We start from the raw sequence: 19980 nt of genomic DNA on the forward strand, positions 1-19980 counted from the left end.
GTGTTGCCTGGGCGGGTGGAGGCGCGGCTTCAGCGGCGGCTGGTGGTGCCGCCGAGGTTCACGACCTGCGCGGCGGGAAGGATCAGGCTGATCACCCGGTTCCAGCGCGCCAGCGGCACGGGGTCGACGTAGACCACATCGCGCGGCTGAAGCTCGAAGCGGTCGGCAAGGGCCAGCGCCACCGGGTTCTTCGCGTCGAGGTGGAACACCTCGGGCACGTCGCCGCTCGAATTGCGCACCACGTAGATCTGGTCGGTCGAGGCGGTCTGCAGCGCCGGTCCGCCCGCATCGCCCAGCGCCTCGTTCAGGCTCAGCCGGCCGTCGCGCATCGGCAGTGCGGTGGGGCGCTGGATCTCGCCCATCACGTAGATGCGGCTGTCGTCGCGGCTGCCCACGTTCACGATGTCGCCGTTCTGCAGCGGGATGCGGGTGGGGTCCAGCCCCAGGCGCCGAAGCAGCGGCAGGTCGATCACCATCGTGCGTTCCGCGCGCGTGAGGGACACGCGGGAACGGTCGCCGGCCGGGGTGATGCTGCCGGCGCGGTTGATGGCCTCGGCCAGCGTCATCGGCACGTCGGTGAAGATCTGCAGGCCGGGCGTGCGGACCTCGCCTTCCACATAGACGCGCCGGCTGCGGAACGACTGGATCCTGACGCTCACGAGCGGATCCTTGACGAAGGGCTTGATCTTGCCCGAGATCATTTCGGCGGCGGACCTCTCCGTCATGCCTTCGATCTTGGTGCGGCCGATGTAGGGAAAGCTGATCTCGCCATCGCCATCGACGATGAAGCCGGGCGCGACGCTCACTCCCGTCGGATCCGACTGCTGCGAGATGACCGCGCCCGCATTGGGCATCAGCTCGGGATGGCGATAGACCACGATGCCGATCACGTCGCCCGGGGCGATCGTGTAGGCCGGCGCCTTGCCGAACAGCTGCCGCACATCGGCCGGCAGCGCGGCGGGGTTGCGCGTTGCCATCGTGCGGATCAGTTCGGGCGTGATGGAGACGATCTTCGGTTGGCCCCGCGCGTCGCCGCCGCTCGAGCGGTAGGCGCCCCAGTTGCCGCTGTCGGGCGGACCGAACCCCGGAACCCCGCAGCCGGCCAGGCACAGCGGCAGCAGCAGCAGCGCCGCCGATCGGATGCGTGTCCGGGCGCGGGCGGGAACGGCGCGGGCGATGCGCAAGGAACTGGCCGGATCGAGGTGTGCCATGGGGTGTGTCCTTTCTTCCTGGGGAATCGGTTCACTGCGGGACGTAGGCGCCGTGCTCGGGGCGCTCCACGACGGGTGCGAGCGGGCTCGGGCTGGTGCTGGGGCTGCGGCGTTCCGGGCCGGCGCCGATGGCGCAGGCGGCCACCCAGCCGCCGACGGAGCGCAGGAACAGCTGCTGTCCCCGCACCGTGCACAGCGTGTGGTCGGCATCGCGCATGAATTCGTACTGCACGGCCTGCGCGAACGGCTCGCTGCGGAACGGGCCGAGCTGGTCGCGGTCGTGGTCGCAGACATGCAGCGAGCCCGAATAGAGCAGCTGCACCGCCACCTTGCGTTCGACCAGGCGCCGCATGGTGGCGCCGAACCAGACCGCGTTGACCTCGGGCGGCTTGCGTTCCGCGAAGAAGCCGGGCAGCGGCTTGGTCGAATGGCTGGGCAGCAGGTGGCGCTGCAGCCAGCGCTTGGCCTTGCCCGCGAACGACGGATGCGCAGGCGCTGCCAGCGCCCGCCGCAGCGTGCGTTCCCAGCGCGAGCGCCGGTCCGGAAAGGCGAAGCCGTCGAACAGCGAGAGCGCCACCACGCGCGTGTCCGTCGCGGCCGTGGTCATGGCGTGCTCCACGCCCGAGCACATGCCCACGATCGCGAACTTGCGGATGCCCAGCATGCTCTCGAGAAGATCCATGCCGGCGCGCAGGTCGCGCACCGCGCGGGCCTGCAGGTCGGACGATGCATCGGACGCGTCGCTGTCCCCCAGGCCGCCGAGGTCGAAGCGCAGGCTGGCCACGCCGCGCGCGGCCAGCACATGCGCCAGCTTCACGTTGATGCGGCGCGGCCCGACCCGGTGGTTGGCGCCCATGTTGAGCATCAGGCAGGCGACGTCGGCCGGCGCCCGGTACATGGGAATGGTGATCATGCCCATCAGTGCGTCTCCCGGTCCGAACCGGACGGGGCATTGCGTCATGTCATTCATGGAGGGCACCCTGCAAGCGGTTGAGCGCGTCGGCGGGAACCATGGCGCTGTTGGGATAGGGATCGGCAGTCCAGTCGAGCCGGTGCTGGAAATAGGCGAGCCGCACCGGCATGTGGCGCGACTGCTGCTCGGCCGCCCATTGCGCGGTGTGCTGGTCGTCGGGCGAGGTCAGCACCAGCGTGTCGTGCAGGGCGGTGAGCGGCAGCGATTCGGGCGCCAGCGCGCCGAGCTGCGTGCGCAGCGCGGGCGACAGCAGGGTGCCCAGCGCTTCCTCGGGCAGCGCATCGGGGTCGTGCGCCAGGTTGCGGCGCCAGGCCAGGTCCGGAATGCAGAAGGTCGTGTCGATGGCCACCACATGCTGCTCGCGCAAGAGGCGCGCATAGCGCCGGCCGTCGATCACCGGCTCCCACAGCACGAGCCGCGCCGGGTCGCAGCGTCCGTTGCGCGCCGCCAGCACGGCCAGGGTGGCGCCGAGCCGCGCACCGACCCAGACGATGCGGCTTCCCGGGGCCCTGCGGCGCAGTTCCTCGTGGGCCGAGCACAGGTCGCGGCGCCAGCCGTCGAGCTCCCCTTCGCTTTCATCGCCGGGCGAGTCGCCCGCGCCGTGGAAGTCGAAGCGCAGCGTGGCAACGCCCGAGCGCGCGAGGCGCTCGGCCAGCACCTTGAAGAAGCGGTGGGTCCGCAGGCCCTCCTGGCCGAAGGGCGGGCACACCAGCACCGCGGTACTGCCGGGCCGCCCGTCGCCGGCGGCATGGAATACGCCGAAGATCTGGCGCGATGCCGGTCCGAACATGAAGGGGTGCGCGTTCATTGCGGCACCCTTGGCGCTGCGCGCCTTTCCGCCGAGCGGGAGCGGGCGCAGGTCTGCGCCGCGAAACCCGGCACGCTGGCGCGAACGTGCGTCTGCCGCCATTCGGCAATGGCTCCCACGCTGTCCACGCGCAGCGGCGCGGGCTGCAGCACGAGCCACAGGATCCGGCCGGCCACAGGCACTTCCACGCTCCGGCAGTCCGGCTCCAGCCCGACCTCGAAGCGCTCCGTCGGCACGATCAGCCCGAGGCCGATGGCCTTGAGGCAGGCTTCCTTGCGCGTCCAGCAGGTCAGGAAGGCATGCTCGCGCTCGGCGGCGGGCAGCGCCAGCAGCGCTTCGTTCTCGCTGTCCGTGAAATGCTGCGCGGCAAGCGCGAGTGCATCGGGCACCGGCCGCAGCAGTTCGACGTCGGCCCCCAGCGGGCCGCGTTCGCCGATGGCGAGCAGTCCCAGCCCCAGGCTGTGGCTCAGCGAGAACCGCACCCGCGGCCAGCCCGACAGCGAAGGCTTGCCAAACGCGCTGCGGGTGAAGCGCAGCGCCTCGGGGCTCTCGCCGGTGTGCGCAGCCAGCGCGCAGCGCAGCGCGACATGCGCCGCCACGAAGCGCTGCCGGTCGGCCGCGAACCGGAACTGTGCGGCGCGCTCATGCTCCTCGTCGCTGAGGAGCCGCTCCGCCTCGGGGCCGGGGCCGACGTCCAGTTCGAGATACTGGCAGACCGGCGCATCGACGGAAGTCAGGGAAAAAGCTGCGGAGCCCATGACGTATCACTCCTTGCGCAGCCAGTTGCCGAAGGTGCGGCTCAGCAGGCCGTCGCTGCGCGCCGCGCCCTTCAGGTTGCCGAGCGGCAGCTTTCCGAGATCCGAGAGCTCGGCGTCCTCTGCGGCCTGGTGGGCGGAGGAGGCGATCTGCCCGAGGTTCTCGAACAGGTAGCGGCGCGAATGCACGTGGTAGCCCAGCGTCTTCTCGGCCTGCTGGATCGCACGCAGCACGAGCAGCGAATCTCCGCCCAGGTCGAAGAAGTTGTCGCTCGAGCGGATGTCGTTGACATCGATGCCGATCACCGAGGCCCAGATCTGCGCGAGCTGCGCGTGCTCGGGGTTCAGGATGGTGTCTTCCTGCGCCTTGCCCGCACCGGCCGGCGCATCCACCGGCGCCGCAACCCTGAGCGGATCGACGGCGGCGAGCCGGCGCAGGTAGACGGCGCTCGCGGAGCCTTCTTCGCTCGCGAGCTCGGCCAGCGAGGCCTCGGGACGATCGGCCACTTTCTGCAGCAGTTCGAGATAGCGGTCGCGCAAGTGCGCTCCGGTCTCGCGCAGGTAGATGTCCGCGTTGTAGATCAGCGCGCCTTCCAGCCCGTGCGGCTTGTCCATCAGCCACACGCCGATGTCGTCGGTGGCGCCGCGCTGCATCAGGTGCAGCTGCCGGGTCTGCAGGCTGCCGAGCCGGCGCGCACGGTCGCGCGCGTCCTGGAACGAGAACATCGACTGGTAGGGCCCGACCGCCCGGACGCGTGCGCCCAGCGCGGGCTCCGCCATCAGGCGCTCGAACGGCACCTGCTGGTAGTTCATGAGCGAGAGCAGCTCGCGCTTCACGTAGCGCATGAACTCCGAGAGCGGCTGTTCCAGGCCGACCTGCAGCGACACCGGCAGCACGTTGTTGAAGAAGCCCATCACGTCCTCGGTCTCGGGCTGCTGCCGGCCCCGCACCGGGTTGGCGATGACGATGGTCTCGGACCCGATGATGCTGCCCATGGCAAACGCATACACGCCGAAGGTCAGCATGCTGAGCGTCACGTCCATGTCGCGCGCCACCTTGCGCAGCTGCTGCGTGGTGGCAAGGTCGACGCGGATCCAGTGGGCGCCGCCCTGGCCGCTCTTGCCCGCGCGCCGCGGCATGTCGGTGTTGGGCAGGCGCGGCATCGGCGCGCTCGCGAAGCGCTTGAGCCAGAAGTCGAGCTGGTCCTGGAACGACGGCTCCTTCATCCAGTTGGCCAGCCACTCGGCATAGTCGCCCTGCGTGGTGGCGATGGGCGCCAGCGCGTGCGGCCGGCCGCGCTCCGCCGCGTCGTAGATGGCGGATAGTTCGCGCTGGAGCAGGTCGAAGGACCAGCCGTCCCAGATCAGGTGGTGGGGCACGAAGACGAACACATGCTCGTGCAGGTCGAGCTGGAACACGGCGGCATGCAGCATCGGCGCGCGGTGGATGTCGATCGGCCGGTCGGCGAGCTCCTGCATGCGTTCGGCCAGCTCGGCCTCGCGCTGGTCGGCCGGCAGGTCGCGCAGGTCGATGAAGGGCAGCGAGAAATCCACCGACTCCGCGATCAGCTGGGCCGGCTGGCCCGTGTGCGGATCGGTGCCCATGCGGGTGCGCATGGCGGGCTGGCGGCGGATGATTTCCCTGAATGCGGCCTCGAAGCGCTCCGCATCGAAGACGCCGGTCAGGCGCTGGGCCGCGGGCGCGTTGTAGACCGAGCGGCCCGGGTGCAGGTCTTCCATGAAGCGGATGCGCTCCTGCGCGGGCGTGAGCGGCGCCGTCTTGCGATCGATGCGGCAGGGCAGCGGTGCCTGCGCGCCTGCGCCCGCGTTCTGCAGGCCCTCGACCACGGCGGCCAGCTTCTCGGCCGTGGGCGCCTCGAACAGCGAGCGCAGCGGCAGCGTGATCTGGAACTCGCGGCTCAGGAGCGTGGTCAGGCGCGAGGCCAGCAGCGAATGGCCGCCCATGGTGAAGAAGTCGTCGCGCATGTCCAGGCCCGGCAGGCTCAGCACCTTTTCCATGGTGGCGAGCACCTTGCGTTCGCATTCGGTGCGCGGGCCGGCGCCGCGCCGCGCCTCGTCGCGCGACACCGCCTGCGGCGCGGGCAGCGAGATGCGGTCGACCTTGCCGTTGGGCAGCGTGGGCAGCGCGTTCAGCGCCACCACGTGCTGCGGCAGCATGAAGGCCGGCAGGTGCTCGCGCAGGTGGGCCATCAGCGCGTTGAGCTCGAAGTCGACGCCGGGCGTCAGCGCAAGGTAGGCCACCAGCCGGACATCGCCGGGGCTGTCTTCGCGCGCCACCACCACGCAGCGCGACACGCCGGCCACCTCGCAGCAGCGCGCCTCGATCTCGCCGGGTTCGATGCGGTAGCCCCGCACCTTGAGCTGGAAGTCGAGCCGGCCCAGGTGTTCGATGAGCCCGTCGTTGCGCCAGCGGCCGCGGTCGCCGGTGCGGTACACGGTTTTTGCGCTGCCGAAGATGCGCGCGGCAACGAAGCGCTCGGCCGTGAGTTCGGGGCGGTCGATGTAGCCGAGCGCCAGGCCTTCGCCCGCGATGCAGATCTCGCCCGGCACGCCGATCGGGCAGGGCTGCAGGTCGCCATCGAGGATCCAGATCTCGGTGTTGTCGACCGGGTGCCCGATCGACACGCCGCGCGATGCGACGACGTCGGGGCGCACGAGCCAGGCCGTGGAATACACCGTGGTCTCCGTCGGCCCGTATCCGTTCCAGAGCTCGTCCAGGCGCTCGCACAGCGCGAGCGCCAGGCTGGGCCGCAGCGGCTCGCCGCCGATCCAGCCGCGAAAGCCCGGGGCGCCCGGCCACTGGGCGTCGAGCAGCATCTGCCACATGCCCGGCGTGGCCTGCAGGAAGGTGATCCGTTCTTCCTGGAGCAGCCGGCACAGGCGGATGCCGTCCATGGCCAGTTCGCGCTGCACCATCACGATCTCGGTCCCGGTCGACAGCGGCAGCAGCAGGTCCGGCACCGCCATGTCGAAGGAGAGCGTCGTCACCGCGGCGATCCGGTCGCTTGCGGTCATGCCCGATTTGCGCTGCATCCATTGCAGCAGGTTGGCCACCGACCGGTGCCGCGCGCACACGCCCTTGGGCAGGCCGGTCGAGCCCGAGGTGTAGATCACATAGGCGCCGTCGTCGGGGCCGGCGTCGTCCGCGCCGGGTGGCAAGGGTTCGCCGCTGTCCTGCTGCCAGGCGGTGTCGCGGTCGATCTCGAACACCTGTGCGCCCGCTTCGCCGCGCCAGTTGCGCGGGGCGGCCGCAATGTCCGACGAGGTCAGCAGCAGGCAGAGCCCGGCGTCCCTGGCGTAGTGTTCGAGCCGCGCCTGCGGAAACGCCGGGTCGAGCGGCACGTAGGCGGCGCCGGCCTTGAGCACGGCCAGGAGCCCGGTGATCATCTCGATGCTGCGCTCCAGGCACAGCCCCACGCGCTCGCCGCGGCGAACGCCGCGCGCGCGCAGTGCCCGCGCCAGCCGGTTGGAATGCGCATCGAGCTCGGCATAGCTGCAGACCCGCGCACCGTCGCGCACCGCGGGGCGCTCGGGCTGCATCGGCACGCGCGCCCGGAAGCGGGCCAGCGCATGCGGCGCGCCATCCAGCTCGGTGGCCGGCGGCTGCAGTGCGACCAGGGCCTGCGCGGCCTCGGCTGACAGCACCTCGAGCCGGCCGATCGGCTCGCCGGGGTTGCGCGCGGCCGAGCGCAGCACGCACTCGTAGATGTCCAGCCAGCGCTGCACGCTGGCCTCGTCGAACAGGTCGGTGTTGTACTGCGCCTCGATCTGCAGGCCGCCGTCGAGCGGGCGGAGGTTCAGGAAGAGTTCGAAGTTCTCGTACTGGCGCGCGATCGTGTCCTGCGCGACCTCGAGGCCCGGGAAGGCCTGCGCGCTGCTCGCAACGTCGGGGTCGACGTTGAACGCCACGCTCACCAGCGGCAGCCGGCTCGGGTCGCGCTGCAGCGACAGCTTGCCCAGCAGCGCGCCGTAGGTCAGTGCCTGGTGCTCGAAGGCGTCGAGCACGGCGGTGCTGCATTCGCTCATCAGGGCGTCGAAGCGCAGCTGCCCATGCGCGGCAATGCGCAGCGGCAGCAGGTTCACGCAGTGGCCGACCAGGCCGGGCATGTCGCGCGCGACCTGGCCCGATGCCGGAATGCCCACCACGATGTCGTCCTGCCCCGTGATGCGGTGCAGCGTGGCGACGAAGCCGCTGAACAGGCCTGCGAACAGGCTGGCGCCGGTCTTCGCGCTGACGGAGCGCAGGGCGCTCACGAGCCGGCGGTCGAGCAGGCGTTCGGTGCGCAGCGAATGGAAGGTGCGCGTGGCCGGGCGTGGATGGTCCACCGGCAGCTCGAGCACGGGCAGGGTGCCGCCGGCGAAGCGTTCCAGCCAGTAGTCCACATGCGGCTGCATGTCGGGATGCGCGGCTTCGGCGGCTTCCTGCGCGGCAAAGTCCGCATAAGTGGGCGCGGCCTTCAGCGGCTGCCCGCTGGCGGTCTGCTCGGCATAGAAATGGCCGAGCTGCTCGGTGATGACCATCCAGGACCAGCCGTCGCACACCACGTGGTGGGCCGACATGACGAGTTCATGCTCGGCCTCGCCCAGCCTGCAGAGCACCGCCCGGAACAGCGGGCCATGCTCCAGCGCGAAGGGCGTGCACACCGCGTCGTCGTGCACGGCCTTCAGCGCCTGCTCGCGGGCTTCGGGCAGGAGGCCGCTGAGGTCCTGCTGCTCCAGCAGGCCTTCGCCGGGCCGGCCGACCAGCATGCAGCTGCCGTCCGGCGCGATGGTGGCGCGCAGTGCCTGGTGGCGCTCGACCAGCCGGGCCACGGCACGTGCCATGGCGCCGGTGTCCAGCGGACCGCGCAGGCGCAGCAGCACCGATTCGTTGTAGGCCAGCGAGGCGTCGGTGCTCATCGTCGCGCCGAGCCAGATCTCGCGCTGCGATTCGGTTGTCGGAATGACGCATTCGATGAGACCGCCGGTGGCGGCGGGGCGGAGAACGGCGTTCATGCTGCGGCCTTTCCATTGATGAGAGGGGTGGGGCTGGAGGCGTCGGGCACGTACCAGAAGGGCTGGCCGTCGACGTCGCGGGCGAGGACGGAGCCGTCTTCCTCGCAGCGCTTGCGGTAGTCGAAACCCGTGACCACCGTCGCGCGGCGCGGCAGGAAGCCCGATTCCTGCATCTCGGCCACCGACTCCTTGAAGACGCGCTGGATGGTGGCGATGTCCTCGGCGCTGTGCGCACTGGTGAGGAAGCAGGGGAAGTTGTCCAGGATGTGCACGCCGCGGCTGCGCATCATGGCGAACAGCAGGTCCTGCAGCGGATGCTCCTCGAGCCAGCTCACGCGCCAGAGCGAGGCGAACTGGCGGATCGCGATCGGCGCACCCACCTCCACGCACCAGGCGGTCAGTTCGTCGGCCATGGCGGCGGTGCTGCCCGTGAGGCCGGCCTGCAGCGACGGACCGGCTTCCTTCAGGTGCGTGAGCGAGGCCTTGGCGGCGGCCAGCGCGAGCGGGTGCCGCACGAAGGTGCCGGCGAAGTAGGTCACGCCGACGCCCGGGATCGAGTCGTCGCCGTACTGCCAGGCGCCGCCGTCGAGCGCGTCCATGAAGGCGCGCTTGCCGGCGATCACGCCCACCGGAAAGCCGCCGCCGATCACCTTGCCGTAGGTGGCGAGGTCGGCGCGCACGCCGAACAGTTCCTGCGCGCCGCCAAGGCCGACGCGAAAGCCCGTGATGACCTCGTCGAAGATGAAGCAGGTGCCGCTCTTCTCGGTGATGGCGCGCACTTCCTGCAGGAACTCGCGCGGCTGGAAGTCGGGCCGGCGGCTTTGCACCGGCTCGGCCAGCACGGCGGCCAGGTCGTCGGCGTTGTCGCGGATGAAGGCCAGCGCCTCCGCGGTGCCGTAGTCCAGCACGCGGATGTCGCCGAACATGCCGCTCATCACGCCCGGCGCGGCCGACAGGCCCTTGCCGCCCTTGCCGGCGCGCACCAGCACCTCGTCGAAGGTGCCGTGGTAGGAGCCGGTGAACACCACCACGGTGCTGCGCCCGGTGACCGTGCGCGCGATGCGCAGCGCGGCCATCACGGCTTCGGAGCCGGTGTTGCACAGCGCCGCGCGGTCGCAGCCCGTGAGCTCGCAGATGAGGGCGGTGACGTCGGCCGCCAGCGGATGCTGCGGCCCGATCTCGTAGCCCGCGTCGAGCTGCTTGCGCACCGCTTCCTGCACGAAGTCGGGCTGCCAGCCGAACATGTTCATACCGAAGCCGTTGAGCGCATCGACGTACTCGTTGCCGTCCAGGTCCCAGAGCTTCGAGCCCTTGGAGCGCTCGATGACGATCTGGTAGGTGATCTCCTTGGTCAGCGGCCGGAAGCCGTTGACCACGCGCGGGTCGGCCATGTGCGGGCGGTTGGCCTGGGTGAACTGCTTGCTCTTTTGCGTGCGCTCCACGTAGCGCCGCGTGAAGGCGGCCAGCCGGGCCTTCTGCCGGCCGCTCGGTTCGGCGGTGCGCTGGGTATGGATGCGCGCGATGGCGCCGAAGGCCTTGGTGACGTCGTAGCGCTGCGGCTCCCTGGCGGGGGCGGGTTCGTCGGCGGGGGGCTGCGCCGCCACGGCCACGATGCCTGCGGCGGTGGGCATGGCTGGCATGGCAGGCGCAGAGGGCAGCGCGTCCATGCCCGCGCCCGACAGCAGCGCGAGCTGGCGCCGCATCAGTTCCATCTGCTGCGCGACCAGCTGCACGATCGGTCCGCTGCCGATCTCGGTGCCCGCGGCCGGTGCGTTCACTGCCGGCAGGAACGCTGCCGGCGGCTGCACGGCCGCCGCCTGCACCGGCGCCGCCACGGGCAGCGGGACCGCAGCCGTGGATGCGGGTGCAGATGCGGCCGCAACCACGGGCTCGGGCGGCAGGCTCTCGCGCAGGAACGCGGAAAGGGTGTCGAAGCTGCGGTAGTTCTCCATGAGCTGTCGAAAGCTCAGGTTCACCTTGAAGCGCTTCTTGATCTGCGTGGCGACCTGCGTCAGCGTGAGCGAATCCAGGCCCAGCTCGCCGAAGGCGGCGTGTCCCTCGGCCTGCATCATGTCCATGCCGGAGATGTCCTCGAACAGGGATCGCAGCCGCGCGTCCATGGATTCGGTGGGCGCAGGAAAGGCAGGGGACGCGGGAGATGGAAGTGGCGGGGGCACTGCAGCTGTCACGGTCGACTCCAGGAAGGTGGGTGGAACGAAGAGCGCGGGCGTGGGTGGGGCAACGGGCAGCAGGGCCGGCGGCGAAACCGGCAAGGGGATGGCCGGGCTCGCCGCGGCCGCTGCGATGTCGACCCAGAAACGCTTGCGTTCGAAGGGGTAGGTGGGCAGGCGCACGCGCTGTGCGCCGGTGCGAACGGAAAGGCGCGACAGCTCCACGTCCGCGCCGCATGTCCAGAGGCGGGCCAGTGCCAGGCGCAGCGTGCGGGCCTCGTCGGCCGGCTCGCCGTGCAGCAGCGGCATCACTTCGGCCGCGCCGTGCTGGCGCACCAGCGTGGCCAGCGTGTTGCGGGGGCCCACCTCGATGAAGAGCGGGCGCACCGCCTGCGCCATGGCGCTGCGCACGGCGGGCGAGAACTGGACGGTGCTGCGCAGGTGGCGTGCCCAGTAGGCGGGGCTGGTGGCCTCGGCATCCTCGATCAGGCGGCCCGTGAGCGTCGAGAAGATCGGCACCGTCGGCGGGTGCAGCGCCACTTCGCCGACCAGCGCCTCGAAGGGCGCGACGGCGGCATCCATCATGGAGGAATGGAAGGCGTGCGAGGTCTGCAGCTGGCGGCTCGCAATGTCTTCTTCCTGCAGCGAGGCGCGCAGCGATTCGATCGCGTCGAACGGGCCGGCCACCACGCAGGCGGTGGGTCCGTTGTCCGCGGCCAGCGAGAGCAGCGGGCCGAGCCGGGCCGAGAGTTCGGCCGCGCCCAGGCGTACCGACAGCATCGCGCCCGCGGGCTGCGCCTGCATGAGCGCGCCGCGGCGGGCCACCAGCCGGGCCGCGTCTTCCAGCCGCATCACGCCGGCGATCACCGCGGCAACGAACTCGCCCACGCTGTGGCCGATGAGCGCATGCGGCCGCACGCCCAGCGAGAGCAGCCGGCGCGCCAGCGCGTACTCGATGGCGAAGATGGCGGGCTGCGTGACGGCGGTGGGCAGCAGCGCCTGCGGGTCGTCGCCGAACATGCGCTCGCGCAGGTCGAAGTCAACCGCGCTGCCGAAGGCCTTCAGGCAGGTGTCGAAGGCGGCCGCGAACACCGGATCGTTGGCGTGCAGGATCTTGCCCATGCCGGTGTACTGCGCACCCTGGCCCGGGAACATCAGCACCGGCTGCGGCGCGCGCGCATCGACGCGGCCGCTGGCGCGCCACGGGCTGTCGCCCGCGCGCAGTGCGGCCACGGCCTGCGCCGCATCGCCGGCCACCACCGCGCGGCGGAAGGCATGCGCCTTGCGGCCCACGCTCAGCGTATACGCGACGTCGGCCAGCGGCACGCCGGGCGTGGCGTCGAGGTGCGCGGCCAGCTGCTCCGTGGCCGCGGCCAGCGCGGCTTCCGAGCGGGCCGAGATCGGCAGCACCTGCGGCCCCGCGGCGCTGGCCGTGGCGGGGCGCGCGGGTGCTTCCTCGAGGATGACGTGCGCGTTGGTGCCGCCCACGCCGAAGGCGCTCACGCCGGCGCGCCGCGGCTGGCCGGTGCGCGGCCAGGCCTGCAGGCTGCCGCTCACGTAGAAGGGCGTGCGCGCGAAGTCGATCGCCGGGTTCGGCGCGCTGAAGTGCGCGGTCGGCGGAATCGCCTCGTGGTGCAGCGAGAGCGCCGCCTTGATGAGGCCGGCGGCTCCCGCGGCGGTCACCATGTGGCCCACGTTGCTCTTGAGCGAGCCGAGCGTGCAGTAGCCGAGCGCGCCGGTGTGCTCGGCATAGGCGCAGGTCAGCGCCTCGACCTCGACCGGGTCGCCCATCGGCGTGGCGGTGCCGTGGGCCTCGACGTAGGAGATGCTGCGCGCGTCCACGTTGGCCGCCGCCAGCGCCGCGCGGATCACCGCGGCCTGGCCGTCCACGCTGGGCGCGGTGAAGCTGGCCTTGGTGCCGCCGTCGTTGTTGACGCAGGCGCTGCGCAGCACCGCGTAGATGGTGTCGCCGTCGGCCTGCGCATCGGCCAGGCGCTTGAGCAGCACCACTGCGGCGCCGTCGCTGAAGACCGTGCCCTGCGCCTGTGCGTCGAAGCTGCGCGTGTGCCCGTCGGGCGAGAGCATCGAGCCTTCCTGGTACAGGTAGCCGCTGCGCGGCGGGCAGGTGACGGAGGCGCCACCGGCCAGCGCCATGTAGCACTGGCCGGTGCGCAGCGCATGGAAGGCATGGGCCACGGCCACCAGCGAGGTCGAGCAGGCGGTATGGATGCTCACCGCCGGCCCCGTCAGGTTGAGCCGGTTGGCCACGCGCGTGGTGATGTAGTCCTTCTCGTTGGCCAGCATCACCTGGAACTCGCCCACCGCTTCGACGAGGTCGGGCCGGGTGGCGACATGGCGCTGGAAGTAGCTGGCGTTGTACATGCCGGCATACACGCCGACCGGGCCGGGCGCGGCATCAGGCACGTAGCCCGCGCGCTCCAGGCATTCCCAGCAGATCTCCAGGAACACGCGCTGCTGCGGGTCCATCAGCGCGGCGTCCTTCGGGCCGATGCCGAAGAAGGCGGCGTCGAAGTTCTCGATGCCCTCGATCACGCCGCGAGCCCGCACGTAGGCCGGGTCCTTGCGCAGCGCTTCGCTCACGCCGGCATCGAGCGTGTCGTCGTCGAAGAAGCTGATGGTGTCGCGGCCGGCAACGAGGTTCTCCCAGAACTGCTCGACATCGGCCGCGCCCGGAAAGCGGCCCGCGGTGGCGATCAGCGCAATGGCTTCCGACATGTGGGCGTCGGGCTCGGCGAGCGGCTGCTGCTCCCGCGCCGTGCGCGGCGCGGCGGCGGGCGCGGGCGCCGCGTCGGCAGCGGTCTCCAGCTCGGCCGCGATGGCGCTCGGCGTCGGATGGCGGAAGAACAGATTGGTCGACAGCGGCTGCGCGCTGTCCTGCTGCAGTTCGGCCAGCACCTGCAGCACGCGCAGCGAGTCGCCGCCCAGGTCGAAGAAGTTGTCGTTGCGCCCCACCTTCTCGATGTGCAGCGCGCGGGCGAAGGCTTCGCACACGCGCTGCTCGGCGGCGCCGCGCGCTTCCTCGAAGGGCTGCGCGAGATCGGGCCGCTCGGCCGCCGGTTCGGGCAGCGCGCGGCGGTCGAGCTTGCCGTTGGGCGTGACCGGCAGCTGCGCGAGCCAGACCTGCGCGGAGGGCAGCAGCGCCGCGGGCAGGCGCGCGGCCAGGTGCGCGCGCAGCGCATCCCACGAGAGCCTGTGCGAGCGCGCGACGAGGTAGGCCACCAGGCGCAGCTGCCCATCGGCGTCGGGCCGCGCATCGACGGCGCAGGCCTGGATCGCGGGGTGCGAGAGGATGGCCGTCTCGACCTCGCCGGTCTCGATGCGGTGGCCGTGGATCTTGACCTGGCCGTCGCGCCGTCCGATGAACTCGAGCGTGCCGTCGGGCAGCCAGCGCGCCAGGTCGCCGGTGCGGTAGAGGCGCTCGCCGGGCGCGCCGAACGGATCGGGCACGAAGCGTTCTTCGGTCAACCGGGGCTGCCGCAGGTAGCCGCGCGCGAGCCCATGCCCGCCGATGCACAGCTCGCCCACCAGGCCGCTCGGCAGCAGGTCCATCGAGGGGCTCAGCACGCGCAGCACGGTGTCCTTGATGGGCCGCCCGATCGGTACCGAGCGCAGCTCGGCGGACAGCGCGGCTGGAATGCGGTGGGTGGCCGCGAAGGTGGTGCATTCGGTCGGCCCGTAGCCGTTGCTGAGCGCAAGCGCCGGAAGCGCGGCCAGTGCGCGCCGCACGTGCGGCACCGAGAGCGCTTCGCCGCCGGTGATGAGATGCCGCAGGCCCGAAAGGTGCGCCGGGTCGTCGTCGATCACCGCGTTGAACAGCGCCGCCGTGAGCCAGGCGGTGTGCACCTGGTGGCGCGCGATGGTGCGGGCCAGGCCGGTGCCCGTAGGCACGCGCTCGCCATGCACCACGCAGCAGCCGCCGTTGAGCAGCGGTCCCCAGATCTCGAAGGTGGCGGCATCGAAGGCCAGCGGCGCGGCATGCAGTACGCCGCGGCCCGGCGCCAGATCCGCATAGTCGACGCCGACGGCCAGGCGCAGGATCGCGCGGTGGCAGATCTCGATGCCCTTGGGCGTGCCCGTGGAGCCCGAGGTGTACATCACGTACGCCACCGATTCGCCGTCGATGGCGGGAGCGCTCCAGGGCGCGGGTTCGGTGTCCTCGGCTTCGTCGAGCAGCAGCAGCGCACGGGAAGCGGGCACCAGGTGGCGCAGCGCCGAGGTGCTGACCACCCGTTGCGCGTCCGCCTGCTCGAGCATGAAGGCGATGCGCTCGGGCGGGAAATCCGTCGGCACCGGCACATAGGCCGCGCCCGCCTTGAGGATGCCCAGTTGCGCCACCACGGCCTCGATCGACCTGTCGAGCACCATCCCCACGTTGTCGCCCGCACGCACGCCCAGGTGCTGCAGGCGGTGCGCAAGCTGGCCGGACTGGCGCTCGAGTTCGCCGTAGCTCATCTGCGCATCGCCCTGCGCGAGCGCGATGGCGTCGGGCGTGGCCGCGGCTTGGCGGGCGAACATCCCCACCACGGTGAGGCTCCGGTCAAGGGAAGCGGGCGCCGTGTTCCATTCGGCGAGCTGGTGCTCGCGGTCGGCGAGGGGCAGGGTGCGGATCTCGCCGAGGGGGCAATCGGGCCGGTCGAGCAGATCGGCGGCGGTGTCGGCAATGGCCGTGAGCAGCTGCTGCACCGATGCCGCGTCCAGCAGGCTTGCTGCCGCACTGGCGTGAAGGCGCGGCGCGTCCGATGCGGTGGTGCTCAGCCAGAGAAGGAGAGGGGCCAGGGCGCTGTCGGCCCCGGGGTCGCCGCGCAGCCAGAGAACTTTCGGCGATGGCTCCGGAGAGTCTGCGGCTGCTGCCTGGCGCCGTTCCTGGTCGAGCGAGGCCAGCCAGGTGTGGGCCGATTGGGCCGGATCCGGCTGCTGTTCGCCGAGCCAGCGCGCCTGGAGCAGCAGCCACGCGGCCGCGAAGGGGGTGTCGGGCAGCTGGCCGGTGGCGCCGAGCCATTGCGTCCAGCGCTGCGTGCCCTGCTCCCCGAGTGCCACCGAGCCCTGGGCCCGTTCGTCCGGGCGATCCGAATCGGGGCGCGAAACGAACAGATCACCCAACGAAAGTCGGGGGGGCGCGGATTGCGCCGGATCGGCTAATTGAATTTTCATAGAGAAAATAAAAAAAGTGATGCATGCAATGGGTGTGCGTTCAGAAATTGGCAATTAAGCCAATTAAATAGTTAGTACGTTAGTTTGTATTTCGGGGCAATCCTAGAGGCTTTGTCGGGCACGGTGTTGATCAAAGTTTGTCGGGTTACATTTCTGAATCGTTCGTTACATGTTCGTACTACCTCATATCGCTCGAATAGGGTAGCCAGCGGTCATTAGCACCGGCTTTCCTTGATTCGCCCGATCTGCGGGAGGGGCGTTTGCCAGGAAGGCATTGACCCAGGGAACTCACTGTAGGAATTGCGCTGCGGTCGCGCATGAGCAATGCGCCCCCTCCGAAGGGAGACAAGCGCCCCCGATGGCACCGCTTGCGACCATGACAAAGCGCCTGCCGAAAACATGGCAAACCGCTGCTGCGCAAGCCGAATACATCTGCAAAATGGGGAGACGGGGTAGAGGCGAGACAGGGGAGTGCCGGCTGCCCGGCATTCCCTGCGCTGGATACCGCAGCGCGTCGGCCAGAGGCAGATTTGGCGGGCTGCGAAGCGCAATGGATGTAATCGCTACTCGCGCAGGGCAAGGTAGCTATTAATTGCCTTGGCTTTGGGTGAATATGAAGATATTCACGGGGAGGACGCCGGAATTGTGTAACTCCGGGGTGGCCGGCCGACTCGTTGATTGACGGGATTCGGGCCGGGGATTTTGTGAATTTAATAAATCAATCGAATTTGTGGCATTCTGATGGCAATTCGAAGCCTGAAGGTCCGCGGCAAATCCGAAAAGCGCCGGTTCTTGCCGAAAGTTCATCCGCGCGGCACCCGGATCTTGGGGTTCGCATTCAGCCAAAGAGGAAACCAGCTCATGCTTCCCAACCTGCTGCCCTTGCGTCATCGCGTCGAAGCCTATCGGCGCAAGTTCCTGGTCAACGAAACCGAGAACCTCTTCATGGGCTCGTTCGAGAGCTTTGCCGCCGCCGAGGCCGGCGCGCCGGAGTCGAAGGCCGTTGGCTACAGCAACGCCAAGGCGGCAGGCGAGCTCTACACCCACCAGATCTACTTCTACGACTACCCCGGCCTTTTCTGGCTCGGGAGATCGTTCGACGAGGGCATGCGGCGCGTGTTCGACCTCGGCGGCCATGTGGGCATCAAGTACTACGCATTCCGCCGCGTCCTGCCTTACCCCGACGGCCTGCGCTGGACGGTCTGCGACGTGCCCGGGGTGGTGCAATCAGGGAAGGAACTGGCCGTGCAGCGCGACGCCACCGCGCAGCTGGACTTCACCACCGACTACCAGGACGCGAGCGGCTGCGACGTGCTCTATGCCTCGGGCAGCCTGCAGTATTTGCCGCAGCGCATCGCCGAGATTCTTGCAACGCTCGCCGTGAAGCCGAAGCGCATCGTGCTGAACACGACGGCCGTGCACCCCGAACGCACCATCTACACGATCAACAGTATTGGCATCGCGTTCTGCCCCTACCGCATCCAGCATGTCGAGGAACTGTGGGCCGAGCTCAGGGACGCCGGCTACAAGCGCCGCGATGCCTGGCGCAACGAAGGCAAGCCCATCGAGGTGCCGTTCGTCGAGGGCGGCGACAAGCCCTACTACGCGGGCTGCTGCTTCGATCTGGCGGGATAGTGGGTACCTAGGTACCATCTGGCACTCGGCCCCGTGGTTGCGCCAGCCTCGGGCGGCCCGAATTCCCAGCCCTTCGTCAGGAGGGTTTTCCTGTTTCAAGTTGGCGTCTTTGCTACATCGTGGCTGGCTTGCGTCCGACAAGCCGACGCGGCAGGGAAATACTTTTTTCGAATCTCACGCCAAGGAACATTTGCGGCAACAACTACGTGATCGAGGGATCCGCATGCCCCTGACTTTCCTGATGAGCCTTCAACACGCCTCGCTGCCCAAGAGAGTGGTGATTCCCGAAGACGTTCGGCACGTGTCGATCCTCAAGGCAACGGGTCTGATCGAAGCAGAAATAGCCCCGGCGCTGGACGGCTCCGGCAAATACAAGAACGCACGCAACGCCACCGTGACGCGCATCACCAAGGAGGGTATGGCCGAGATCAACAGGATGCGGACGGAGGAGAGCCGGTCGAAGCTTGCGCGGCGGCTGTGAGCGGCGTGCAGGCCGCGCAGGGGTGCGGGGCTTGTGGAGCGGGTGAAGGGAATCGAACCCTCGTATGAAGCTTGGGAAGCTGCCGTTCTACCATTGAACTACACCCGCAGCAGGCGCGGATTCTACCGTCAGTCCGGATGCCCGAACCGGACGCCAATGCAGCGGCCGCACGCGGCAACGGCCGCCGAAAGCTAGCTTCGAAAAACCGAAGGCTCATCCTGCCCCCTTGCCGCTGCAAGGCACTTGCCGCTTCGCGGGAGCGCTGCTCCAGTTCCTTCCACAGCCGCAGGTACGCGACGGTGGCGGGCACAAGCTCCGGCGCAACGGGGACGAGGGTGGTGCCCATATCGATCTCGTCCGCATGCGCGGACTGTTCCTCGGCCCAGACCGGCTCGGGCAGCACGTCCCCGGCATGGGCCTCTTCGCCGATGCCGGCGGCAAACCAGCGGTAGGTGTTCCTGCGTTTGCCGACGCGGCCCGTGGTTCGCACGAACAGGTAGCCTGCTGTCGCGTTTCCCGATTCATCGACCGGTATGCCGGCTGCCCGAAGCGCCTCGACCCTCTCGTCGACGCTCAAGTAGAAGGACAACTGCAACGTGACTGTTGCGTTGTGAATGACCTGATGGACCATTTCTCCGCTCACATTGGTGGATTGGCAAAGGGCGAAGCTTCCCTTTCCCGGCCCCGCAAGTGAAGACATGAAGGAGTTCAAAAGTGTGAATTTCTCCGCGAATTGCAAAAAAGTTTGCAATCCCGAACCCGTCAGCGCAGGAAGAGGTGCTCCATGAACTGCCTGATGGGGTACTGCACCACGGCCTGCACGCCGGCCGGCAGTTCCAGCGGCCGCATCAGCATCTTGAGCGTGGCGCCCGGGCTCAGGTGGGTGCGCACGGTGCTGTTCATGCGTGCGCTCAGCTGCTGGATGTAGGCGGTGTCGGCGGCCCGCTCGGGGGTGCGGGCGCGCACCACGTGGCGGATGGCGCAGTCGGCGTCCTCGCTCTTGAGTTCCAGCGTGCGCCGGCCGATGGTGCCCAGCACGCGGAAGCGGCCCAGCCCTTCCTCTTGCCGGTAGCGGCGAAAAAAGCGGTAGAAGTGCTTGTAGTGGCTGACCTCGTCGGCCGCGATGCGGCTCGCCAGGTCGCGCAGCACCGGTTCGGCCGTGCTGCGCGCCAGCGCCCGGTAGTAGCTGGCGGTGCCGGTCTCGATGACACAGCGCGCGGTCAGCTCGAGCCCGCGCGTCGGCGCGAGCAGCTCCACCTTGCAGTAGGTGGCGTATTCCTCCAGGAAGCCGCGGTAGGCGCCTTCCCAGTCGAATTCGGGCCAGACGTGGGACACGTAGGCGCGCAACGCCCTGCCATGCTGCAGTTCCTCGGCTTCCCATCGGTCGGTGAGCCAGGCGGTGACCTCGTCGTCGCCGCGGAAGAAGTCGACCAGGTTCTGGGTGTACAGGTCGGAGCCGCTTTCGATGAATGAGGCGCAGGCCACGAGGTAGAAGAGATTTTCGTCCCGGCGGACCTCCGCCCGCGCGATGCGGGAGAAATCCAGGTCCTCGATCTTCCAGTGTGCCGCCTCTTGGCCTGCCATGCATGCTCCTTGATTCACGTTGAAATGAATGGGACGAAGCCGGGCGCATTTGGTTCTGCGCGCTAATTCCCATATTAGCTTTGGCACCGCTCCCGCCGGGCGCGCGGCCCGGTAGCCAAACCTATAATCGATTGTTCAAGCAAATCAAGCAGTCAGGTCGGTTCGCCGCAGTGG

At 69.5% G+C, this 19980-nt stretch carries 10 protein-coding genes and 1 tRNA gene; 3 read left to right on the forward strand and 8 right to left on the reverse strand.

Annotated features, from left to right (window positions below; all coding sequences use genetic code 11):
* Positions 1–29: 29 nt before the first annotated feature.
* Genes EJO66_RS06265 through EJO66_RS06290 form a run of 6 tightly spaced genes read right to left on the reverse strand, consistent with a single transcriptional unit; the run spans position 30 to position 16106 of the window.
* Complete coding sequence (locus tag EJO66_RS06265; RefSeq protein WP_124958150.1) at positions 30–1211, reverse strand: polysaccharide biosynthesis/export family protein; 1182 nt, start codon at positions 1209–1211, stop codon at positions 30–32.
* A gap of 31 nt (positions 1212–1242) precedes the next feature.
* Complete coding sequence (locus EJO66_RS06270) at positions 1243–2130, reverse strand: alpha/beta hydrolase family protein (protein ID WP_125964770.1); 888 nt, start codon at positions 2128–2130, stop codon at positions 1243–1245.
* Between the two features lie 43 nt (positions 2131–2173).
* The gene (locus tag EJO66_RS06275; RefSeq protein ID WP_124958148.1) at positions 2174–2992 is read right to left on the reverse strand and encodes a serine aminopeptidase domain-containing protein; all 819 of its coding nucleotides are present in this window, start codon (positions 2990–2992) and stop codon (positions 2174–2176) included.
* Positions 2989–3750 carry a 4'-phosphopantetheinyl transferase family protein gene (locus EJO66_RS06280; protein WP_124958147.1) on the reverse strand — a complete coding sequence of 254 codons (762 nt, stop codon included), beginning with the start codon at positions 3748–3750 and terminating at the stop codon, positions 2989–2991. The genes EJO66_RS06275 and EJO66_RS06280 overlap by 4 nt, the downstream gene beginning before the upstream one ends.
* A gap of 6 nt (positions 3751–3756) precedes the next feature.
* On the reverse strand, positions 3757–8763 hold the full coding sequence (locus EJO66_RS06285; RefSeq protein ID WP_124958146.1) for a non-ribosomal peptide synthetase: 5007 nt from the start codon (positions 8761–8763) through the stop codon (positions 3757–3759).
* A complete protein-coding gene (locus EJO66_RS06290) occupies positions 8760–16106 on the reverse strand; it encodes a polyketide synthase (protein ID WP_124958145.1) in 7347 nt (2448 codons plus the stop codon). Before EJO66_RS06290 ends, EJO66_RS06285 begins: the two co-directional genes overlap by 4 nt.
* Before the next feature lie 861 nt (positions 16107–16967).
* Between EJO66_RS06290 and EJO66_RS06295 the strand changes: the two genes are divergently transcribed.
* Both EJO66_RS06295 and EJO66_RS06300 read left to right on the forward strand, forming a co-directional pair.
* A complete protein-coding gene (locus EJO66_RS06295; RefSeq protein ID WP_124958144.1) occupies positions 16968–17741 on the forward strand; it encodes a TIGR04325 family methyltransferase in 774 nt (257 codons plus the stop codon).
* A gap of 223 nt (positions 17742–17964) precedes the next feature.
* Entirely contained in the window at positions 17965–18222 is a 258-nt protein-coding gene (locus EJO66_RS06300; protein WP_124958143.1) for a hypothetical protein, read from the forward strand.
* A gap of 34 nt (positions 18223–18256) precedes the next feature.
* On the opposite strand, the gene EJO66_RS06305 is transcribed toward EJO66_RS06300, so the two are convergent.
* A tRNA-Gly gene (locus tag EJO66_RS06305) sits at positions 18257–18330 on the reverse strand.
* A 118-nt stretch (positions 18331–18448) separates the two neighbouring features.
* Between EJO66_RS06305 and EJO66_RS06310 the strand changes: the two genes are divergently transcribed.
* Entirely contained in the window at positions 18449–18916 is a 468-nt protein-coding gene (locus EJO66_RS06310; protein WP_124958142.1) for a hypothetical protein, read from the forward strand.
* A 68-nt stretch (positions 18917–18984) separates the two neighbouring features.
* Here the strand turns inward: EJO66_RS06310 and EJO66_RS06315 are convergent, their stop codons facing one another.
* Positions 18985–19806 (reverse strand): ferritin-like domain-containing protein, encoded by an 822-nt coding sequence (locus EJO66_RS06315; protein ID WP_124958141.1) that lies wholly within the window; start codon positions 19804–19806, stop codon positions 18985–18987.
* Positions 19807–19980 lie beyond the last annotated feature (174 nt).

The sequence above is a fragment of the Variovorax beijingensis genome (assembly GCF_003951285.1).
Taxonomy (GTDB): domain Bacteria; phylum Pseudomonadota; class Gammaproteobacteria; order Burkholderiales; family Burkholderiaceae_C; genus Variovorax; species Variovorax beijingensis.